This is a genomic window from Sorangiineae bacterium MSr12523, assembly GCA_037157775.1.
GTDB lineage: Bacteria > Myxococcota_A > Polyangia > Polyangiales > Polyangiaceae > Pendulispora > Pendulispora brunnea.
This window is the reverse complement of the sequence record CP089982.1, coordinates 884,986-904,033: the sequence shown is the minus strand read 5'-3', so window position 1 is coordinate 904,033 and position 19,048 is coordinate 884,986. Positions and strand designations below refer to the sequence as shown.

Below are 19,048 nucleotides of genomic sequence, written 5' to 3'. Positions count from 1 at the left end.
ACGAACTTTACCCGTAGCGCGTCTCGAAGAGGGCACGAATCGCGGGAAACTCATGCATCATCGCCAAGGTGTGCGCCGCGTGATCTTCCGCGTAGCCGTTGCCGATCATCAAGTCGACGTCCTTGCTCACGCCTTCAGCGCCGAGGGCGGCTTTGGTGAAGCTCGTCGACATGGCGAAAAAGTAGACGATGCCGCGATCGCGCGTGGCCATCACGGCGGCCATCTCCGTGTCGGGCACGTTGACGCAGGAGAAGGTGACGTCGACCTCGCGGCCATCGTTCGCCTCGAGCACTGCGCGCCGCATGGCGACGGGATCGCGCGCGTCGATGCCCAGCACCGCATCGCAGATGCCGAGCGCGCGCAGCTCGTCGGCGTAACGCGGGTAGCTTTCCACGGCAATGACGCGGCGCGCTCCCGTCGAAGGCCCCAGCTTGCGACGCGCCTCGGCGGCGCAGAGAATGCCGCTCTTTCCGCCGCCACCCAACACGAGCACCGAGGTCATCTCGGGCTTCACCAACCGAGCGACCTGCGGTGCGGCGCCGGCGACATCGAGCACGGCGAGCGCGAGCCGCTCCGGCATGTCGTGCGGCAACTTCACGAGGCTGCCGCTCTCGAAAAGCACCGCCTGCCCGCTCACGTCCAACTGCGCACTCTCTGCACGCACCGCAGTGATCCCATCGAGCCGCAACGGGGTGAGTGAGAGTGACACGAGGGTCGCTACGCGATCCCCAACCGAGAGACCTTCGTGAACGCGGGCAACCTTTCCATCCGCCAAGGGTGCGATCTGAGCCACCCGACCGAGAAGCATCCCGCCCGAACCGGTGACGGGGTTGTGCTGCTTGCCTCGCGTCGCGACTGTCTCCATCACCTTTTGCCCCACGGGCCCGCCACCTACATCTGCAGGTGAATGTCCGGAAGTACCCGCCTCTTCCATTTGCCGAAAGCTCGCGGCATCAATATTGAGTGTCTCGACGTCAAGAAGGATTTCCCCGCGGAAGAGTCGGGAAAAATCGTTGTCAATTCGCCACGCTGGCTGCGGTAGAGCTCCGGCAGGCTCAAGCGCTCGATGGGTGCCAAATCGGTCACCTTCGGGCAACACGGGGACCGGTTTGAAAGGCTGAGTCGGCTGGACAAAAACGGGGGGACGAGAAGTCATTTCGCGCTCGACTTGACCAGGTTTGCGAGGACTCGTTACTCTTTTTTTTCCGAAGACGATCCTCGCCTCGGAATCCCCCGCGCCGCGGATTCCCGCGGTTGCACCCAGTGGCGCATAGTCGCGCGTGGCAAACCTTCTGTCGACTCCCCCTAGCATGCAAGATCCGTCACCGAAGGCGGCTGCTCCGACGACCCTGCGACCTGGGCGGGCGTATGTCCTTCGGTTCATCAGCGGGAAGTACCAAGGGGGGGAATTCCCCGTCGTTCCCGACAAGCAGATCATCGTCGGACGCTCGAGCGATCTCGACATGGTCCTCGTCGAGGACATGGTCAGCCGCAAGCACGCCAAGATTCACATGCAGTCGGACCAGATCTGGATCGAAGATCTGGGATCGACGAATGGCACGTTCGTCAACGGCGAGAAGATCAAGCGCGCCCGCCTGAAAGAAGGTGACCGCGTTCTCATCGGGACGAGCATCCTCAAGCTGATTGCGGGCGAGAGCACGCGCGACAGCACGGCGGACGCGAAGCGCGAGCTGGAGCACGTGGCCGCGCAGCGCCGTACGAGCCAGGCGCGGACCATGTCCGGCAGCATCGAGGAAGTTCCGCTGCCCGACCTTCTTCAACTTTTCGGCACCTCGAAGAAGAGCGGCGTGCTCGTCATCCGGACGGACGACGACATCGGTCGCATCTTCATGCGCAAGGGCAACATCTACTACGCCGTCATCAACGACCTGGATGACGTGCCCGCGCTCAAGAGCATCTACCGGATGCTCACCTGGCAAAAGGGCCTGTTCGACCTCGATCCGCCGGACGATCGCGAGTACGCCGGCGAGATCGACGTGAGCGTCCAAGAGATCCTCATGGAGGGTCTGCGCCAGCTCGACGAGTTCAATCGCATCCGCGATGACCTGCCCGATCTGAACGCGCGCCTGTCGCTGCTCTCCCCGTTGGTGCCGCCGCTGCGCGACTTGAAGCCGATGGAGCTCGACGTTCTGCAGCTGGCGCTCAACTACGGTCACCTCGAGACGGTGATGAACAAGAGCCAGTCGACGGATCTCGAGACGGTGCAGGCCGTGTTGAAGCTGCTCAAGGGCGGCTACCTGAAGACCGAATAGCGCGGACAGCCCGATCGCAAAGACGATCGGGCTTTTTTATGGGATTTTAACTTGTCATACGGCTAACAAGTTTCATCATGGGAAGGGTGGAACGTCGGACTCAGGCGGAACGCAGCATCGAATCGCGGAAGAAGCTGATCGACGCCGCGATTCACCTGCTGGCCACGCGCGGCTATGCGGGCACCACCTTGGCGGAGATCGGGCAGGTTGCGGGCCTGAGTCGGGGCATGGTGACGCACCACTTCGGCACCAAGGAGGCGTGCATCGAGGCCGTGGTGGCCGCGATTCATTCTGCGGTGCTGAACGCGGTGGAGGAGGCGATTGGCGGGCGCCGTGGGCTCTTGGCGCTGGATGCGCTGGTCGACGTGTACTTCGCGCTGCTGCGCGGACAGAGCGCGGGCGCGCGGGCATTGTTCATCATGCGGACCGAGGCGGTGGCCACGGTGCCGCGGATGCGCGAGCTGGCAGCGGAGAACAACGAGGCGTTCCGTCGGGCCATTGCAAGAAGGCTCGCCGAGGGCATCGCCGACGGAGAGATGGACGCGCGGCTCGATCCCGACGTGACGGCGGTCCTCGTCGAAGGGGTGTTGCGCGGGTCGGGCGCGCAATGGCTGCTCGATCCGCAGGGGGTGGACCTGGATGCCGCGGGTGCGGCGCTCAAACGAATCTTCCGCGCGCGATGCCCGTGAGCCGCCGCACTGGAGGGAACCATGCGTGACAATCAATCGAGTTCGACTGCCATCGGCGTGGCCATGCAACGAGCCGCGCATCAATTGTTCGATCGTCCGTTGGTCTTCGAGGATCCCCTCGCCATCCGCCTCACGGGAAGCAACGACGAGCTCTTGGACTTCTCGAAGCTCGACGAACGCGAGACAAGGCACATCCGCGCCTTCCTCGCCGCACGAAGCCGCTACACGGAGGAAGCCTTCGAGGCCGCCTTCTCACGCGGCGTGCGTCAATACGTGGTCCTCGGCGCTGGGTTCGACACCTTCGCCTACCGCCACCGCCTCGAGGAAGTGCGCGTGCTCGAAGTGGATCATCCCGCGACCCAGGCCCGCAAACGCGAGCTGCTCGGCAACGCGGGAATCGCGGTGCCGCCATCGCTGACGTACGTCCCTGTCGACTTCGAGAAAGACACGCTGCGCGACGCGTTGATTGCCAACGGATTCCATTTCGACGAATCCGCGTTCTTCTGCTGGCTGGGCGTCACGATGTACCTCACGCGCGCCGCCATCATGGACACCCTGGGCATGATTCTCCAGGCCGCGCGCGGCACCGAGGTGGTGTTCGACTACCAGATCGACCCCGCCTCTCTCGACGCTCGCGATCGCGCAATTGTAACCGCCCTCACCGCCCGCGTGGCAAAGCTCGGCGAACCCTGGATTTCGCATTTTTTACCCGAGTCCCTGATGCAGGATCTCCGCGCCATGGGCTTCCGCCACGTCGAATCCATCGGGCCCCAAGTGCTGCGCGCGCTGTACTTCCGCAACCGGGAAGATGGATTGAGCGTCTCGAACCGCGCGCATTTGATGCACGCACGGGTGTAAACACGAGCACGCCGACGCCACGAACTGTCCCGGGACACCTGCAAACTGTCCGAGACACCTCTGTCGCGCGAAAGCCGCGCGATTTTTCGCGAGAACTTGCTGGCATCGCAAGTGCTCTCGGATCGCCATGGATTGGTCGCCATTCCGACGGAGGAGTAAACTCGAACTATGAATTCCCACACGCAGACCCACGCACTATGGCTTCCGCACCCAGACGATGAGGCGGACGTACGCGCTGCCATGGAGGCTGCGGACCGTGGCGATTTGCTTTCGGCCGAGGCGAGTGAGGCGTTTCTTCGGTGGCTCGAGGGAGCGGACGATGAATCGTGGCGCGCCGAGTTAGAATAACCACCTGGTACACGCGCGAAGCGGCACGTAGCCTTCCCCGAGGATCGCTTCGCAGGCTCGCCGTAGCACGAACCATTCGAGCGCTGGCCGAGGCTGACGAGCTTCCTGGGTCTGCCGACTTCGAGTCGACGGTCCGACCCGTGGGACGCGCGTGGGTCCGACGGGTCGCCGATCGAAACCTTTGGATATGGTACCGGCTCGGTGCCGACGAACTGATTCTGGTGACCGTGACAACGGACCCGCCCGTCCCGTTCGATGACGAATGACGTAGGAGTGCACACGCCGCGGCGTGCGCGCTCACCGCGGGGTCAAACCCACGCGTTGTTCAACAATTCGCCGACGCCGCCGGCGCCCGGGACGATGTACTGGTGCTCGTCGAGCCCCTTTTCGTCGTCCCACTGCGTCCCCGGAACCGTGGAAAGCACTTCGGGTGCCGACAACCCACGGTCCAAGCGAAGGGCGTAGATGATCGTCTCGGGGTGCGCGGCGAGGACGCGCTTCAAGTACTCCGGCGTGAGGATCAGATGCATCGTGATGACCTTCGCCGGGGTGCCGCCGATCTTCGACTTGTAGTGCGAGATGGCGCTCACCACGGAGCTGCCGGTCGCGCCCATGGGATCGGGGATCACGATGATGCGGCCTTCGACGTCGCCGCCGATCTTTGCGTCGTGCCACGAGGCGCCCGTCACGCGGCCCTCGGTGTCGGTCACGCGTGACATGAACAGGTGGTCCTGCCGCACGCCCGCGGGATCGAGCACCTCGTTCAGCAGATCGTAGACGACCTGCGATGGCATCGTGCCGGCGCGGGCGATGCCCACGCTCACGGCCTTGGTCGAAGGCGCGATGGCTGCGCCCCGGTAAACGGCGTAGGGCGAGGAGGCCACCATGCGCGTGGGCACGTCGATGCGCACGCGCGGGAACTCCGCGGCCAGCACCACCTCGCTCAGACGCTCGTAGAGCGTGCGCACCAGGCGGCCGACGTGCGGCTGCCCGGTTTCGCGCGCACAGAGGCGGGCGAGTTGCGTCCACGCGAGCGGGTCGTCCAGCAGGTGGACGTTGGGCCCGTAGCGGTGCGCGATTTCGGGCGCACGGTAGTGGCTCTTCGAATACGCCGTTTCAACCATTTGTCGGACCCGAGGCCCCGCTCACGTCCAGTGACCGGCGCGCAGCGCGGCGGCGTCGATCACTTTGACCTTGGGACCGAGGGCTTCGCGGAAGCTGTCCTCGTCCTCGTCGTCCATGATGGCGTCACCGAAGCCGGCGGCGATTTCCATGGCCGTCGAGATGATCCGCAAAAACTGAGCAAAGCTCGAGGCGGCCAACGTCGGGTTCCACTTTTCCTGCCCGCTCATCGCCGTGTAGACGGGGCAGTCGCCCTCCGGATCGGGCTTGGAGACGTCCAGGAAGTACGGATCGCTCAGCAGCGAGCTTTCGCCGATGACGACCCAGGACGGCTTCCAATTCGCCGTGGGCTGCGACTTCACGATTTCCTCCGCCGGGAGCAGCCGAATGCGCTCGACCGGAGTCACCGTTTCCACTTTGACCGGATTCGCCCCTAGGAGAAAATTCCGATACCGAGAGGGGACTCGGAACTGTTTCTTCAACGAGTCGACGAGTTCTGGAGGCGCTTTTCCGAAGCTAGCCTCGATTTTTCGTCTCTGAAATATGGCTTTGAGCCCTTCTACCGCGTCCGCTAGATCACTGTCCACGATGGCCCCTCATCACCAATCCACGCTAGGCCGACAACATCCCCGCCAATAGGTCGGGGCGCCATCGGACACGCTAACACCCCCGCGTCGTTACGTCTCGCACCTTTTAGCGACCGCGGCGGCGTGGGTTATGGTGCGCCACCAGCGCCAAGTAGTCTGGGAGGCGCTGATCCGGGCCTCGCCAGCTTGCGCGGGCCGCATTTGCGGCTTGGGGCAGACGTTCCACCATGCGGCGGAGCTCTGCGTGTCCCGGCAATCTGTCGTCGTAGCGCTCGAAGGCGGTTGACAGATCGTCCACTCCAGTGCCTCGGAGGTGCCCTCGGCGGGCCAGCTCGAGGTAACTCCGGGCCAGGGCGTCGCCGTCGAAGCGGTGCTGCACCACCAGTTCCACACCGACCCGCAAGACCGCGTCGGCCGGCAGCCGCTGGTCTTCGTGCACGACGAATGCAGCTTGCAAGTAATTGTAGAACGGCACCGCGCGCGCGCCGTAGACGTGGAAGTCATCGGGCGGAGTTTGCCGTTCGAGGTGGATCAGGATGCGTTCGACAGCCTCGCCCGGTGCAATCAGGTTGGCATCGTGCATGACCCGATCGATGACGTCGGGGTAAACGCGGCCGCGCTCGCAGATTTCCAGCAAGGTCTCGGCGCTGACGTGCCCGGACACGATGTCCGCGTACAGCGAATAGACGAAGGCGTCGGCTTCGGCGTCATCGCCAAAGAGGGTCTCGCGGCAGAGGGCGCCCTGCGAAGCGGGCGGCGCATCGCCTGGGGGCGTGAGCTTCGTGGCGTGGTCGAGCAGGGCCCGGGCGTGAAGCAGCGCGGGCAGCTTGTAGCCGAGTTGATCGCGCAGGGCGCGGAAGCGAAGCTTGAGCACGTTCTTGAGATTCGGCTTCAAGGTGAAGCTGTCCCAAGTGATGCCATCGAGGCGCAGTTTGTCCTCGAGGCGGCGGCGCATCTGTTCGGGCGAGCCGGACAAGATGTGCACGGAGATGCCGGCGCGAACCATTTCCCGCAGAAGCGTGGCTGCGCCGGGGTTGGTGCGCTTTTCGTCCGGGCGTTCGAGGGCCGTCCGCACGAGATCCCGCAACGTATCGAACTCGGTCCGAAGGTAAGTCTTGTCGAGATCCCAGCGGGCGATGTGACGTTGCGAGGCGTCCATGAGCTGGCTGGCCCCGTTCTAACACACCCGCACACCAGGCGAGGGTCTCGGGCAACTGTTACCCGAAAATTCGGCCCAGGCAGCTCATCGTGCGTACGATGGGCTGGTCGTGGCTGCCCGCTTACGCATTGGAGAGCTCCTCGTTGCTTCGAAAATCCTCAGCGAGGACCGCCTCGAGGAGGCGCTGAAGCTACCGCGCCTGCCCGGGCAGCGGCTGGGCGAGCTTTTGGTCTCCCGCGGGCTGGTGACCGAGACGCAACTCACGCAGACGCTGGGGCAGCAACTCAGTGTCCCTTGGGTGTCGCTTTATCACGTCGATTTTTCGCGGCAGCTTCTCAACTTGGTGCCCCACGAGCTCGCGGATCGGTATTGCCTCGTCCCCATCTTCGTGCGGCGGGTCAAACGGCAGGACACGCTCTACGTGGCGATGGCCGACCCGACGAACGAGGCGGCACTTCAAGAAGTGTCGCGATCGGCGGGGCTTCCGGCGCGGCCCATGATTGGCTCGCCGACGGACATTCGCAGCGCCATCCGCGTGTACTACGGCACCGCAGAAACGGCCGAGCGGGAGACGCCGCGTCCCATTCCACCTCCCCCGCCGACGAACCCCGAGGGCGTCGCGGCCAAGGCCGCCGCATCGCGCATGCCGCCGCCGCGCAGGTCGGAGGCTGCACCGAGCCGTCCGGCCGCACCGCCGCCGCCACCTTCGGCCGCCATTCCGCCGCCCCCGCCAACGAAGCCCACGCGGCCTTCGGCGGGACAAAAGGCGGCACGGGCCGAGCGGCCTTCGGCAGCGCCATCGACGTCGTCGACGGCCCCCACGCAGCCGGCACCCGCACCACGCCCCGCCGAGCGACCTTCCGCGCCAGAGCGACCTTCCGCGGCCGAGCGCCCCTCGGCAACGGAGCGTCCTTCCGCCGCCGATCGCCCCTCGGCGACGGAGCGCCCCTCGGCGACGGAGCGGCCTTCTGCGGCCGACCGGCCTTCGGCAACGGAGCGACCTTCTGCGGCCGACCGGCCCTCGGCAACGGAGCGTCCCTCCGGTGTGGAGCGCCCCTCCGCGCCGGAGCGTCCCTCCCTCGATGGCCCGGACATCGATCCGGAAATCGAGACCCGCGAGATCTACGTCAGCAGCACCTGGCGCCGTCCGCCGATGGTGGAGATCACGCTGCTCGACGGCACGACGTTGCACCTGCCCGCGCGCGTTCCGCGCAGGCGTGGCGCCTCCAGTCCGCCGGGGGCCGACGTCTCCGAAGGCCTCACCGCGCGCGACCTCATTCGCGCCCTGCGCGCCCGCGCCGAGGGCGCCGATGCCCGCGCCGTCCTTGGCGAGGACGTCCGCTGGGAGCCGCTTTTCGCGGCGCTGCTTTCACTCTTGATGCGCAAGGGCCTCATCGCCGACTGGGAATTCATCGACGAATTCCGCCGCATCACCGCGCGCAAGCCGTTCAAGATCCCGCCGCAGAAGTAGACGACTCAAACGAGCGCGTCGACCTCGGCGTCCGAGAACCCAGCCTCACGCAGAATCGCACGCGTGTGCTCGCCCTGGCGGGGCGGCGCGCGGTGCTGCCCTTCGGGATCCGTCACGGGCGTGCGGAATTGCAGAAGGTTCCCCCACGGCGAGGGAAGCTCGAAAAACACGCGGCGCGCCACCAGCTGCGGATCGCTCGCGAGCTCCTCCGGCAAGAGCACCGGCTCGAGACAGCAATCCGTGGTGCGCGAAAACTCGATCCACTCGGCGAGGGTGCGACGCTTGAAGATCTCGCGGAACTTCGCCTTCAGCGCCTCCTGGTGCGGCCCCACGACGAGCGCACTCAGGTCCAACTCGAGCTTCACGCCCGCCGCGAAGGCGAGCAAAAACTTGGGCTCCAGCGCCCCGAGCGTGACGAAGCGGCCGTCCTTCGTCTCGTACGTGTTGTACGGCGCAATGGCGCCGCTCAATGTCTCGTTGCCGCGCTTGGGCATTTCCTTGCCGAGCATCTGCCCGAAGCTCGATGCCGCGAAGCCCATCGAGGCTTCGAGCATCGACACGTCGACGACGCTTCCCTCCCCGGTGTTCGCACGGGCGGCAAGTGCGGCCATGATGCCGATGACGCTCCAGAGCGCGCCACCGATGTCGGCCAACTGAAAGCCGAAGACGGCGGGCGGTCCATCCGGCGGTCCCTGAAAACCGAGGACCCCGGCGCGCGCCAAATAATTGATGTCGTGCCCCGCACGCAAACTCAGAGGGCCGTTCTGCCCGTAGCCCGTCAGCGCGCAGACCACCAGGCGCGGATTGCGTGCGCGCAGGGTATCGTGCGAGAGGCCCAGGCGATCCATCACGCCGGGCCGGAATTGCTCCAGCACCACGTCGTAATGGTCCACGAGCCGCAGGAGCGCGTCTCGCCCTTGCGGCTTCTTCAAGTCCAGCACCGCGCTTCGCTTGTTGCGGTTGATGGCGAGGAACAACCCCGACTGGGCTCCGCCCTCACCTTCCGCACCTGCAACGGGCGGCGGCATATGGCGCAAATAATCGCCGCCGCCGGGATCTTCGATCTTGTCGACCTGCGCCCCGAGATCCGCCAGCACCAACGATGCGAACGGTCCCGGGAGCAGCCGGCTCAAATCGAGAACTTTGATGCCCTCGAGCGGCGCTTTGCGCATGATCGACGGACCTTCTCAGGCCTTGTAGCTGAAGAGCTTCTGCAACTTCATGGCGAGCATTTGATTGCCGGCCACCTTGAGCTTGCCCGCGAAGAAGAGCTGCATGCCGTTGGCTTGCGGATTCTCGATGAGCTTCTGGAAATCCTCGGCCGCGATGGTGATCGTGCAATCGGCCTCGCCCTCGCCCGCCTTACATGCCGGGCCGGTGGCGGAGACGTCGATGTTCCACGCGCCTTCGCCGGTCACGTTGAGCTGGTACTTCGCGCCGATGGTCTTCGCGTCGTCCGCGTTCTTCGCAAGCGCCGCGGGGAGTTCTTCGTTGAACAGCTTCTTGACGTCCACGCCCATTGCTGGCCTCCTCGTTACCTCATCCGTAGCGATGAGGCGGTGTTTTCCAAAAGTGAATGGTGATTCAGTTGGCTACCACCCGCATGTGCATCGCGTCAAGCGCGACTCAATTGCAAATCGTGGGTGGCTGATACGCTCGTAGCGAAGCGGTCGCATCCCGTCGCACCTTCTTCGCCTCGATGATGGATCGGTACGCCGCAACGCTGCCGCGCTGCGTTCGCGCGCCCCCATCGCCGATGGAGTAGAGACCGAATTTGGGACAATAACCGCTGTCCCATTCGAAATTATCCATCAGCGACCAGTAGTAATAGCCGCGCAATTGCACGCCATTTTGGATCGCCCAGCCCGCTTGATACAGGTGCTCGGTGATGAAGCGTGCGCGATTGGCGTCGGATGCATCGGCAATTCCATTTTCGGTCACCGTGATGGGCAAGCCATAGGTGTTCGCCTGCACGAGCACGGCGCGCAGCCCCTCGGGATGGATGTCCCACGCGAAGTCGGTTTTGTGGCGATTCGTCGGCAACGGCTGGGGCACGATGGAGGCGCCCACGCCGGGGATTTGAATCCCATCGTGCGTGCTCACCAGGATGTCGGTGTAGTAATTGATGCCCAGCCAATCGACGTGGTTGAGGAGCGAAGGATCGGCACGCTTGTCGTTCGGGCCTTCGTACTTCTCGTCGAAGTCGTCGTCCCAATCGCCTTTGACGATGGCGTTCACGAACCACCAATTCCAGATGTACTCGATGTGTTTGGCGCCCTGAATATCGGCGGCGTCACCGTCCACCTTGGGATGGAAGGTCTCCATATTTTGCGCGATGGAGACCAAGGCCGGCTTGCCATCTCCGTCGGCGTCGGCGTTGTCTTCGCGGTGGATCGCTTCGTAGGCCAGGGCATGCGCGCGGGCTTCGGCGCGTGCGACGGCGAAGGCGCGCGTCGTTTCGAGCAAACCGCCCGGGGGTGCGGCGCCGGCGACGTAGCCGTTGAGTGCGACCACCACGGGCTCGTTGATGGTGATCCACTCGTCGACCTTGTTCTTGAAGAGGCCCGCCACGAGCCCGCAATACTTCGCGAAGAGGTCTTTGGTCTCGGGTCGCTCCCAGCCTTGCGGCTCCGCGGGCTTGGTGGGATCCGAGACGTACGACGGCAGCGAGAAGTGCTGCAAGGTCACCAGCGGGTGGATGTTCGCGGCGCGCAGTTTGTCGAGTAGCTCGGTGTACTTGGTCACGGCGGCGGCGTTGGCTCGGCCGGCGTTGAGATCGGCCAACGTCGGGTAGAGGCGAGCCCACTCCATGGAGAAGCGATAGGCATTTTGCCCGCTGTCTTTGAGCGCGCGGATGTCGTCGTCGATGTGGTTCAAGGCGTCGGGCCCGCCCTTGTCGGGGGTAGCGGCGTCCTTGATCTTGCCCTGCATGGTGACCCACTTGCCCCAGTCGGTCTGCGCGTTGCCCGTTTCGGTCTGGAAGGCCGACGTGGAGGACCCCCAGCGGAAGCCCTCGGGGAAGGTCACTTCATCCGGACCGACCTCTCCCCCGTCGATGCCGGTGTCGGGGCCCGCGTCGGCCCGGACCGGGGGGTGGAAGTCATCGGGGTTCGTTTTGTCGCAGGCTCCCGCGATCGGTCCCAGCGAGCTCGTGAAGAAGAGCAAAAGAGGAAGACGACGGCTCGGCTTCATGGTCATGTAGGTTACCTCGACAAGGAGCTAGCTTTCATGGGTCTTCTGGACGGCAAGGTCGCGATCATCACGGGCGCAGGCGGTGGAATCGGGCGGGCGCATGCTCTTCTCTTTGCGCGAGAAGGGGCGAAGGTCGTGGTGAACGACGTCGGCGGCGCGCGCGATGGTAGCGGGGAGGACGCTGGCGCGGCGAACCTCGTTGCGGAAGAGATCACGAAGGCAGGCGGCCAGGCCGTCGCACACACCGAATCGGTGACCGAGGCCTCGGGCGCGCAAAGCCTGGTTCGCACGGCGGTGGAAGCCTTCGGGCGCGTCGATGTCCTGGTGAACAACGCGGGCATCCTTCGCGACAAGACGTTCCTCAAGATGGACGAGGCGATGTGGGACTCGGTCATCGCGGTGCACTTGAAGGGCACCTTCTTGGTGTCGCAGGCCTTCGCCAAGCAAGCGGTCTCGCAGGGCGAGGGCGGCCGCATCGTGAACACGACCAGCGTGAGCGGCATGCAGGGCAATTTCGGCCAGGCGAACTACGCGGCCGCCAAGGCGGGCATCTACGGCCTCACGCGAACCATGTCCATCGAGCTGCAGAAGCAGCGCATCACGGTCAACGCGCTCGCGCCCATTGCGAAGACGCGCATGACCGAGGACCTGCCCATGTTCCAGGGCGTGGAGACGATGACGCCGGAGCACATCTCCCCGGCGGCGCTCTTTTTGGCGAGCGATTTGTGTGCAGACCGCACGGGTTACGTGCTGGCCGTGGCCGGTGCTCGCATGTACGCCTTCAAGGTGATCGAGACGGCGGGCCGCTTCAAAGAGGGCGACGGAGGCGTTTGGTCGGCTCAGGAAATCGCCGAACATTGGGACGCGATCGTCAAGGCCTGAGCTCGTGCTAGAGTGGCCCCCGCATGCTCAAGCCCCGCGAGCTCGCCCAGGCGGCCTTCGACTATCTGCGACGCAACCCTGACGAGGTGGTCCGCGCCGCGCGCAACGCGGCGGGGCTTCGCTTCGGCGTGCCCGTCGCGGCGCTTCGCTATTTCACGTCGCAGATCAAAGGGCGCAAGGCGCCCAAGGACATCGAGCTAAGCACGTCCCCGCCGGACTTGCGCTTCGGTGCCACGATCGACGTGATGGGGACGCCGCTGCGCGCGACCACGTCGGTCACGGTCGACGACGTGACCATCGGCGCCGATGCGGTGCGCATCGGCATCCGTCTGAGCAACATGAAGCTCACGTTGCTGCAAGACAGCGACTCGCCCGTGGCCACCTTGATCAAATCGGGCGCACTCGATTTGTCCAAGCCGGCCAACCTGGTGAGCTTCGCGCCGAAGAAGCCCGAGGCCATCGTCGAAGCCGAAGGCGATCGCATCGTCCTCGATCTACTGAAGGTCCCCAAGCTCGCCGCCAACGGCGCCTTCCGCAAAGCGCTGTCCGTCGTCTCCCCCCTCATCGGCGTCCGCAAGGTCGAAGCCGACTCGGACCACGTCTACGTCGCCCTCCGCGCCACCCCCCGCGGCCTCCTGCAAGCGATCAACGCCATCCGCAACGGCGCGTAACCTCGCTAAGCCCCGAAGAGAATTCACAGGGAGGCGGGGAGGCGGGGAGTTTTTTTGGTTTTCAATCGGGCCAGTGAGCCCATTGAAACCCCAAAAAAAGGGCCCCGCGCCCTCTGTGCCGTAAGTCCTCCCCGCCTCCCCGCCTCCCTGTGAACTTCTTCGAGCCGTTTCCCTTAGACGAGGGCTTTGGCGACGAGTTTGCGGAGTTGGGTGCGTTCTTCGGGGGTGAGCGGCGAGAGCACCTCTTCTTCGACGTGGAAGAGATAGCGCTCGGCGTTTTCGAGGACGTCCAGGCCCGTGCGGGTTAGCGCGACGTTGTGCTTGCGCCGATCGTCGGGGTCGCGAACGCGTTCGACGAAGCCCTCCGCTTCGAGCTCGTTCAGCCATGCGACCACGGTGTTCGCCGTCGTGCGCATCATGATGCAGATCGAGTTCTGCGGCAGACTGCCCGTGTCGCGCAGCTCACGCAGAATGTAGAGCTGCTTCAAGTTCACTCGAAGGCGCGACTCATCCGCCTTGGCGTGCACGCGCCGGGCGAGCTGCGTGAGGGTCGGGATTTCGGGGGTGGCAGGAGACGTCGTACGCGAGCCCATCGGTTCCTTTATAAAAATATAACCTCGCTTGGATCGTCTTGCCGGCCAATATCATCACACCTACTGTGACTATCATGGCAACCAACACGACTGAGCCTGCGTCCCGAAGACGTTGGCTCGCGCTTTTCGCGGTGTTGCTCGGGCAATTCATGCTCGTGCTCGACGCAACCATCGTGAATGTAGCGCTTCCGGTGATTCAAGCCGACCTGCACTTGCCCGAGGCGCGTCTGACGTGGGTCACGAACGCGTACCTCCTGGCGTACGGCGGGCTTTTGCTGCTGTTCGGGCGCCTTGGCGACCTGTACGGGCGTCGGCGTCTGTTCCTGTCTGGCCTGGCGCTCTTCACGCTCGCTTCGGTGGCGTGCGGGATGACCCACCACGAGCTCGTACTCATTGCCGCGCGATTCGTCCAGGGCGTGGGCGCGGCCGCGGCCTCCTCGGTGGTGCTGGCCATCGTCGCCATCGAGTTTCCCGAGCCCGCCGAACGCACCAAGGCCATGAGCGGCTACATGTTCGTGAGCATTTCCGGCGGCTCCGTCGGACTCCTCGTGGGCGGCGTCATCACGCAGATGCTCGATTGGCATTGGATCTTCCTCGTCAATCTACCCATCGGCCTGATTTCCATCCCGCTCGCGCGCGCGGTGTTGCGCGAGACCCCTCCTGGCACCAAGGGCAACGTGGACGTGGCCGGCGCGGTGCTGGTGACGGCTTCCGCCATGAGCCTGGTTTATGCGCTGGTCGCCGGGGCGACGCACGCGTGGACCTCGCCCGCAGTGCTCGTGCCGGCCTTCGCCACCGTCGTGCTGCTGGCCGTGTTCATCGTCGTGGAGTTGCGGGTGGCGCAGCCCATTTTGCCGCTTCGGATCCTGCGCATTCGCAGCTTGATGGTCGGCAACTTGGTGCGCGGCCTGCTCATGATGGGCATGTACGGCGTGTTCTTCTTTGGCTCCCTCGAGCTGTGGCACGCGCTGGGGTTCGGGCCGATGCGGGTCGGGCTCGCGTTTCTGCCCATGACCGGCATGGTCGGGCTCATGTCGCTCGGCATCGCCGCGCGGCTGGTCGCACGCTTCGGGCCGCGCTCGGTGCTTCTCGGCGGCATGAGTCTCGTGGTGCTCGCGATCGCGTCGTTCGCGCGCATGGATCCGCATGCGTCGTATTGGCCGTGGAGGCTCGTGTCGTTCGCCCTGCTCGGTCTCGGCGCGGGCACTTCGTTCTTGCCGCTGCTGACCATCGCGATGTCCGACGTTCCCGCGAAGGATGCGGGGCTTGGCTCGGCCATGGTGACCCTCTCCTTGCAGCTCGCGGGCGCGATCGATCTCGCCATCCTCGCGACGGCGGCTTCGCACCGAACGGCGACGCTGCGCACCATGCACATGGGGCAGCTCGACGCGGTACTTGGCGGCTACCACTTCGCCTACCAAGTCGCGACGGGCGGTGTCGTTCTCGGGCTGCTCGCGGCGGCGTTTCTCTTGGCGCCGGCGCGCAAGCAGGCGACGCCGAAACCGCTACAGCCGGACGTCGATGTAAAGGCCGCGGCGTAGGTCCTGCAGCCAGATTTTGCGCTGGCGCTCGATGATCTCACCCATCGCGCGCTCGCGCATTACGGCGCGGACGTCTTCGTACGTCGGGATGTGCGGGCCCTTGTTCAACTGCGCGATGACGATGGCTTCCGAGCCGAACGCGATGGGGTCGGACGTCTCCCCTTCTTTCAGGCTCTTCGCGGTTTCCTGGAGCGCGGGAAGAAGGGCGGACGTGGGCTGCGACCCACGCGAGCCGCAGGTGTTCTTCGTGGTGACGTCCTCGGAGTGCTGCGCGATGAGCTTGCAGAAGTCCTCACCGGCACGGGCCTTCCTGACGATCTCCTTGGCGAAGTCCTCGCGCTCTTTGAACTGCTCGTCGGTCGCATTGGCGGGCACGCGGAGCGCGAGGATGCGCAGCTCGATCACGCGCTCCTCGCCCATTTCCTTGACCCAGCGCGCGTAGGTGGCGCGGGCGTCTTCTTCGCTGACGCGCACGCGGGGCAGCACGCGCAACTGAATCAGCTTTCCCTCGAGGAGCTGGCGGCGTACCTCCTCGCGGTAATCTTGCTCGCTCAAACCTTGGCGGCGCGCCTCGATGAGCAGATCCTTCAGCGGCAGGTTGAGGCTTTCCGCCTTCTGCCGCATGCCGCGGTCGATCTCGTCCGTGGTGACCGCGATGCGCGATTTGTCGGCCGCCTGTTCCTCGAGGCGGTCGTCGATCATGCGGTTGAGAAGGTCCCGGTACATCTGGGTTTCGGCGGCGGCCCGCTGGGTGGGATTTTGCTGCTGTTGCGCGTAGATCTGCGCGAGGAAGGGCTTGGCCCGGCGGCGCAGGTCGGTCAGCAGGATGGGGCGCTCGCCCACGACGGCCACGACGCGCTCGACGATGGCCGCGTCGCTCTTCGCGCAGACGAACGTCGCGCTCGCTGACAAAGCGGCGGAAAATGCAAGCCATCGGAAAGAGCGTTTCAACATGCGCGTTCTAGCTGCTCCTAGCACAGCTCGTCGAAATTCAAGGCACGGTAAATGAGCCCAGGTCGAGCCGGTTGTCGCTGGCGGTCGCCGTACCGGTACGGATGATGGGAATGCGCTTGCCATCGCCGCGAACGCGCCAGAGGCCGGCGTAGACCCGCCACGTCTTTCCGCCGCCGTCGTAGGGGACGGTCAGCTGCACGATGTCGCGCAGCGTTTTGCCGGGCGGTGCCTTTTCAATCTCGAGCGCGTCCGAGATCATGACGTGATCGGCGCGCAGGTCGTTGCCCGAGGAGGGGACGACGTGGACGAAGAAGCCCATCTTGGACTCGACGTCGGGGGAGACTTTCCAGTCGAACTCCATGGTGACGACCGACTCGGCCGCGGGGGTGGCCGGCGTCATTTTGAAGGCCTCGAGCGTGATGCCGCCGGCGAATTGCGCGTCGATGCGGCGCGCGTCCGGGGGCGGGGCGGCGGCGAGGATGCTCTCGCCGGTGGCCGTCTTGAGGGGCACGGACGGTGCGGAGGGTTCGTGCACCAAGGAGAGCGTCAGTGCGAAGGGCACGACGGGAAGCACGAGGGCGGCGGCATACTCCCGGGTGGAGAGGTCGCGCCGGCGTCGTAAGAGCCAAATGAGGATCCCCAGCGCAGTGAGCGAGATGGCGGCTCCGCCGATGGCCGAGCGCGGGAGAAAACGCAGCACGATGTCGCTGTTGCCCGCGGGAACGTCGATGGCGAGAAGGCCCTGGGCGCTCTGGACGGTGCCCACGTTGGTGCGCCAGCCGGGGTGCCAGTTTTGGTTCACCAAGACGCGCCCCGGTTTGCGCATTTCGGTGTGGAGCCAGATGGCACCCGGCGTCCAGCGCGTGCGGGTCACTTTGCCGGCGTTGGGTTCCTCCAGGTATTCCTCGGCGTCGAGATCGCCGCGCAAAAGCGGCGATTGCGGAACGGGGTACGCGTCGTAACACGAGAGGCACCCGAGCCCCATCGGGCCGTAGTACGCGACGCCCCATCGCGTGCCGCGCGCTTGCCGGAACGGCTGCTCCATGCGCACCGGCGGTGGTGCGAGCACGCGGCCGTTCGCCGCCACATGATGGTTCATCACCAGCGGCTGCAGGTTGACGAGAAGCAGCCCCGCCGTGACGCCCACGAGCCCGACGACCCATCGCCGCCGGCGCGCGAGCACTTGAAGCTGCGTGACGCCCAGCGCGGCCACCACCGCGGTGGCCAGCGCCAGCAGCACGAGGAACCGCTCGGGGTAACGCAGCGCCGAATAGAGCGGGAGCCGTTTGAGCAGCGCGAAGAGCGAGACGGGAACGCTGAATCCCTGGGCGAGCCAGATGGCCGCCGCCCCCGCGACCACGAGAGAGGCGCTCCTTCGCCGCAACAGCCCTGCGAACACGGCGGCGAGGCACATGCCACCTACCAGGTAATTGCCACGGATGTCGAAGTCGCCGTTGTCGGGATGGATCTGTCCGAACAGCGCAGGCAGGAGATCTTTGGTCGCAAGGCCCTGCGCGCCGCCGACGATGCGCGGGGCCATCGACATGGTTTGCAGAAGAGGCCAGAGGCGCACGGCGGAAAGCGCGAGGGAAAGGACGACGGCCAGCGCCACCAGCTTGAGCGCGCGCACACGGCGCAAGGCAATGAGCCCGTCGATGATCTCGAACGCGCAGAAAAGTGCGGCGAAGGGCACGGAGTACGTGCCGCCGAATCCCATCATCCAGGCAAAGGCGAAGGCCGTGATGGCGACGCCTCCCATGCTTCCGCGCATCGCGCGGCGCACGCCGAGGACCGCCCACGGAACGAGCTCGAAGCCGAAAAAGTTGGTCCACGTGAGCGCGGGCGAAAAGGCGAACAGACCGCTCGCGGCGTAGATCGGCGCGGCGAGCGTCGCCCCGAAGTGCGATGCCCCGCGCGAACGCGCATAGCGGTACGTTCCCTCGAGCCCAAGGAGGATCATCGCGAAGGGGACGAGCGCCTCGGCGCGCAAGGTCCCCACGAGGAGCGAGAGCAGGAACGTGGGCGACACGTACCGGCTCTGCGGGGTGCCCAAGAGATCCAAGCCGCCGCAGTAGTACGGATCCCAGAGCGGCAGCTGCCCGTACTTCAGAACGGTGCGGCGCGCGGTCTCCTCGTAGGGCAACCAATCGCGGAATGCGTTGAACGAGCCCGCCGTGCGCAAGAGCGGCCAAGTGCACGCGAGCGCGATGCAGGCGAAGAAAAAGAGCCGGAACGGCGTGCGCGCAGCCTTCTGGCCCGCCCATCGCAGTGCCGCATCCAGGCGCGGGATCAATGAATCGGGCGCGGTCGGCACGGTGGGACCGTTGGACGGAGCGTCACGTTCTCGGGTGCGGGCCACCGATGGTGCAGGCCTTCGTCGACCGCGAGCAGCACGTCCGGCACGCGGAGGCTCCTCGCCCCTGCGAGGGTCTTCGCGCGGCGGAACTCCGAGTTGTGGAACGCATCGTCCTGCGACCAAAGGTCGGCAGGGAAATCTTTGGCGGCGTTCCGGCGCATCTCCCTCTCTTCGAGGGCCATCGTCTCGAAGGCCTGCCGCCGCAGCTCATCATCGGCGGGTAAAGGCCCAGACAAAGGCTTGGCCGTTACCGCCACGAAGGCAGCAACGGCCACGACGGCCCCAAACAGGAGCCATGACGAGATGCCAGGTGAAGAAAGCGAGGTAACCCGCATTCCGCCCCGACGATAAC

The 19,048-nt window shown here is 65.4% G+C and carries 18 protein-coding genes; 7 read left to right on the top strand and 11 right to left on the bottom strand.

The genetic code is table 11. From position 1 onward, the window contains the following. Nucleotides 1–7: 7 nt before the first annotated feature. Nucleotides 8–868: an L-erythro-3,5-diaminohexanoate dehydrogenase gene (locus LZC95_03850; GenBank protein WXA95971.1), complete on the bottom strand. Its 861-nt coding sequence runs from the start codon at nt 866–868 to the stop codon at nt 8–10. A gap of 442 nt (nt 869–1,310) precedes the next feature. Here LZC95_03850 and LZC95_03845 point away from each other — a divergent pair, with 442 nt between their 5' ends. From LZC95_03845 to LZC95_03835, 3 genes are all read left to right on the top strand, one after another. Beyond that, nucleotides 1,311–2,273: a DUF4388 domain-containing protein gene (locus LZC95_03845; GenBank protein WXA95970.1), complete on the top strand. Its 963-nt coding sequence runs from the start codon at nt 1,311–1,313 to the stop codon at nt 2,271–2,273. Between the two features lie 77 nt (nt 2,274–2,350). Further along, nucleotides 2,351–2,962, top strand: a complete 612-nt coding sequence (locus LZC95_03840; GenBank protein ID WXA95969.1) for a TetR family transcriptional regulator — start codon at nt 2,351–2,353, stop codon at nt 2,960–2,962. A gap of 21 nt (nt 2,963–2,983) precedes the next feature. Beyond that, nucleotides 2,984–3,820, top strand: coding sequence for a class I SAM-dependent methyltransferase (locus LZC95_03835; GenBank protein WXA95968.1), 837 nt, complete (start codon nt 2,984–2,986; stop codon nt 3,818–3,820). A 656-nt stretch (nt 3,821–4,476) separates the two neighbouring features. On the opposite strand, the gene LZC95_03830 is transcribed toward LZC95_03835, so the two are convergent. From LZC95_03830 to LZC95_03820, 3 genes are all read right to left on the bottom strand, one after another. Then, a complete protein-coding gene (locus tag LZC95_03830; protein ID WXA95967.1) occupies nt 4,477–5,292 on the bottom strand; it encodes a uracil phosphoribosyltransferase in 816 nt (271 codons plus the stop codon). 21 nt (nt 5,293–5,313) lie between these two features. Beyond that, on the bottom strand, nt 5,314–5,697 hold the full coding sequence (locus tag LZC95_03825; protein ID WXA95966.1) for an SMI1/KNR4 family protein: 384 nt from the start codon (nt 5,695–5,697) through the stop codon (nt 5,314–5,316). A 286-nt stretch (nt 5,698–5,983) separates the two neighbouring features. Beyond that, nucleotides 5,984–7,036: a hypothetical protein gene (locus LZC95_03820; GenBank protein WXA95965.1), complete on the bottom strand. Its 1,053-nt coding sequence runs from the start codon at nt 7,034–7,036 to the stop codon at nt 5,984–5,986. A gap of 109 nt (nt 7,037–7,145) precedes the next feature. Between LZC95_03820 and LZC95_03815 the strand changes: the two genes are divergently transcribed. Beyond that, nucleotides 7,146–8,507: a hypothetical protein gene (locus LZC95_03815; GenBank protein ID WXA95964.1), complete on the top strand. Its 1,362-nt coding sequence runs from the start codon at nt 7,146–7,148 to the stop codon at nt 8,505–8,507. Nucleotides 8,508–8,512: 5 nt separating this feature from the next. Here the strand turns inward: LZC95_03815 and LZC95_03810 are convergent, their stop codons facing one another. The 3 genes from LZC95_03810 to LZC95_03800 all read right to left on the bottom strand — a co-directional run bounded on the left by LZC95_03810 (nt 8,513) and on the right by LZC95_03800 (nt 11,699). Next, nucleotides 8,513–9,679, bottom strand: a complete 1,167-nt coding sequence (locus LZC95_03810; GenBank protein WXA95963.1) for a CoA transferase — start codon at nt 9,677–9,679, stop codon at nt 8,513–8,515. 15 nt (nt 9,680–9,694) lie between these two features. Next, on the bottom strand, nt 9,695–10,027 hold the full coding sequence (locus LZC95_03805) for an SCP2 sterol-binding domain-containing protein (GenBank protein ID WXA95962.1): 333 nt from the start codon (nt 10,025–10,027) through the stop codon (nt 9,695–9,697). A gap of 106 nt (nt 10,028–10,133) precedes the next feature. Further along, entirely contained in the window at nt 10,134–11,699 is a 1,566-nt protein-coding gene (locus LZC95_03800; GenBank protein WXA95961.1) for a glycoside hydrolase family 1 protein, read from the bottom strand. 36 nt (nt 11,700–11,735) lie between these two features. On the opposite strand from LZC95_03800, the gene LZC95_03795 reads away from it, so the two are divergent. Continuing rightward, a complete protein-coding gene (locus LZC95_03795; GenBank protein ID WXA95960.1) occupies nt 11,736–12,581 on the top strand; it encodes an SDR family NAD(P)-dependent oxidoreductase in 846 nt (281 codons plus the stop codon). A gap of 23 nt (nt 12,582–12,604) precedes the next feature. Then, nucleotides 12,605–13,252, top strand: coding sequence for a hypothetical protein (locus tag LZC95_03790; GenBank protein ID WXA95959.1), 648 nt, complete (start codon nt 12,605–12,607; stop codon nt 13,250–13,252). A gap of 173 nt (nt 13,253–13,425) precedes the next feature. On the opposite strand, the gene LZC95_03785 is transcribed toward LZC95_03790, so the two are convergent. Beyond that, complete coding sequence (locus LZC95_03785; protein ID WXA95958.1) at nt 13,426–13,845, bottom strand: MarR family transcriptional regulator; 420 nt, start codon at nt 13,843–13,845, stop codon at nt 13,426–13,428. 74 nt (nt 13,846–13,919) lie between these two features. On the opposite strand from LZC95_03785, the gene LZC95_03780 reads away from it, so the two are divergent. After that, the gene (locus tag LZC95_03780) at nt 13,920–15,386 is read left to right on the top strand and encodes a DHA2 family efflux MFS transporter permease subunit (GenBank protein ID WXA95957.1); all 1,467 of its coding nucleotides are present in this window, start codon (nt 13,920–13,922) and stop codon (nt 15,384–15,386) included. Here the strand turns inward: LZC95_03780 and LZC95_03775 are convergent. From LZC95_03775 to LZC95_03765, 3 genes are read right to left on the bottom strand one after another with little or no spacing between them, the layout of a single operon-like run. Continuing rightward, entirely contained in the window at nt 15,351–16,340 is a 990-nt protein-coding gene (locus LZC95_03775; protein ID WXA95956.1) for a SurA N-terminal domain-containing protein, read from the bottom strand. The genes LZC95_03780 and LZC95_03775 overlap by 36 nt on opposite strands. Nucleotides 16,341–16,377: 37 nt before the next feature. Continuing rightward, nucleotides 16,378–18,654 carry a hypothetical protein gene (locus LZC95_03770; GenBank protein ID WXA95955.1) on the bottom strand — a complete coding sequence of 759 codons (2,277 nt, stop codon included), beginning with the start codon at nt 18,652–18,654 and terminating at the stop codon, nt 16,378–16,380. After that, a complete protein-coding gene (locus LZC95_03765) occupies nt 18,630–19,031 on the bottom strand; it encodes a hypothetical protein (protein ID WXA95954.1) in 402 nt (133 codons plus the stop codon). The genes LZC95_03770 and LZC95_03765 overlap by 25 nt, the downstream gene beginning before the upstream one ends. Nucleotides 19,032–19,048: the final 17 nt, after the last annotated feature.

Coding starts and splice junctions, on each gene's coding strand:
- LZC95_03795 (WXA95960.1), top strand. CDS start 11,736: ATGGGTCTTCTGGACGGCAAGGTCGCGATCATCACGGGCGCAGGCGGT.
- LZC95_03805 (WXA95962.1), bottom strand. CDS start 10,027: ATGGGCGTGGACGTCAAGAAGCTGTTCAACGAAGAACTCCCCGCGGCG.
- LZC95_03790 (WXA95959.1), top strand. CDS start 12,605: ATGCTCAAGCCCCGCGAGCTCGCCCAGGCGGCCTTCGACTATCTGCGA.
- LZC95_03845 (WXA95970.1), top strand. CDS start 1,311: ATGCAAGATCCGTCACCGAAGGCGGCTGCTCCGACGACCCTGCGACCT.
- LZC95_03840 (WXA95969.1), top strand. CDS start 2,351: ATGGGAAGGGTGGAACGTCGGACTCAGGCGGAACGCAGCATCGAATCG.
- LZC95_03800 (WXA95961.1), bottom strand. CDS start 11,699: ATGAAGCCGAGCCGTCGTCTTCCTCTTTTGCTCTTCTTCACGAGCTCG.
- LZC95_03830 (WXA95967.1), bottom strand. CDS start 5,292: ATGGTTGAAACGGCGTATTCGAAGAGCCACTACCGTGCGCCCGAAATC.
- LZC95_03785 (WXA95958.1), bottom strand. CDS start 13,845: ATGGGCTCGCGTACGACGTCTCCTGCCACCCCCGAAATCCCGACCCTC.
- LZC95_03835 (WXA95968.1), top strand. CDS start 2,984: ATGCGTGACAATCAATCGAGTTCGACTGCCATCGGCGTGGCCATGCAA.
- LZC95_03810 (WXA95963.1), bottom strand. CDS start 9,679: ATGCGCAAAGCGCCGCTCGAGGGCATCAAAGTTCTCGATTTGAGCCGG.
- LZC95_03820 (WXA95965.1), bottom strand. CDS start 7,036: ATGGACGCCTCGCAACGTCACATCGCCCGCTGGGATCTCGACAAGACT.
- LZC95_03775 (WXA95956.1), bottom strand. CDS start 16,340: ATGTTGAAACGCTCTTTCCGATGGCTTGCATTTTCCGCCGCTTTGTCA.
- LZC95_03765 (WXA95954.1), bottom strand. CDS start 19,031: ATGCGGGTTACCTCGCTTTCTTCACCTGGCATCTCGTCATGGCTCCTG.
- LZC95_03780 (WXA95957.1), top strand. CDS start 13,920: ATGGCAACCAACACGACTGAGCCTGCGTCCCGAAGACGTTGGCTCGCG.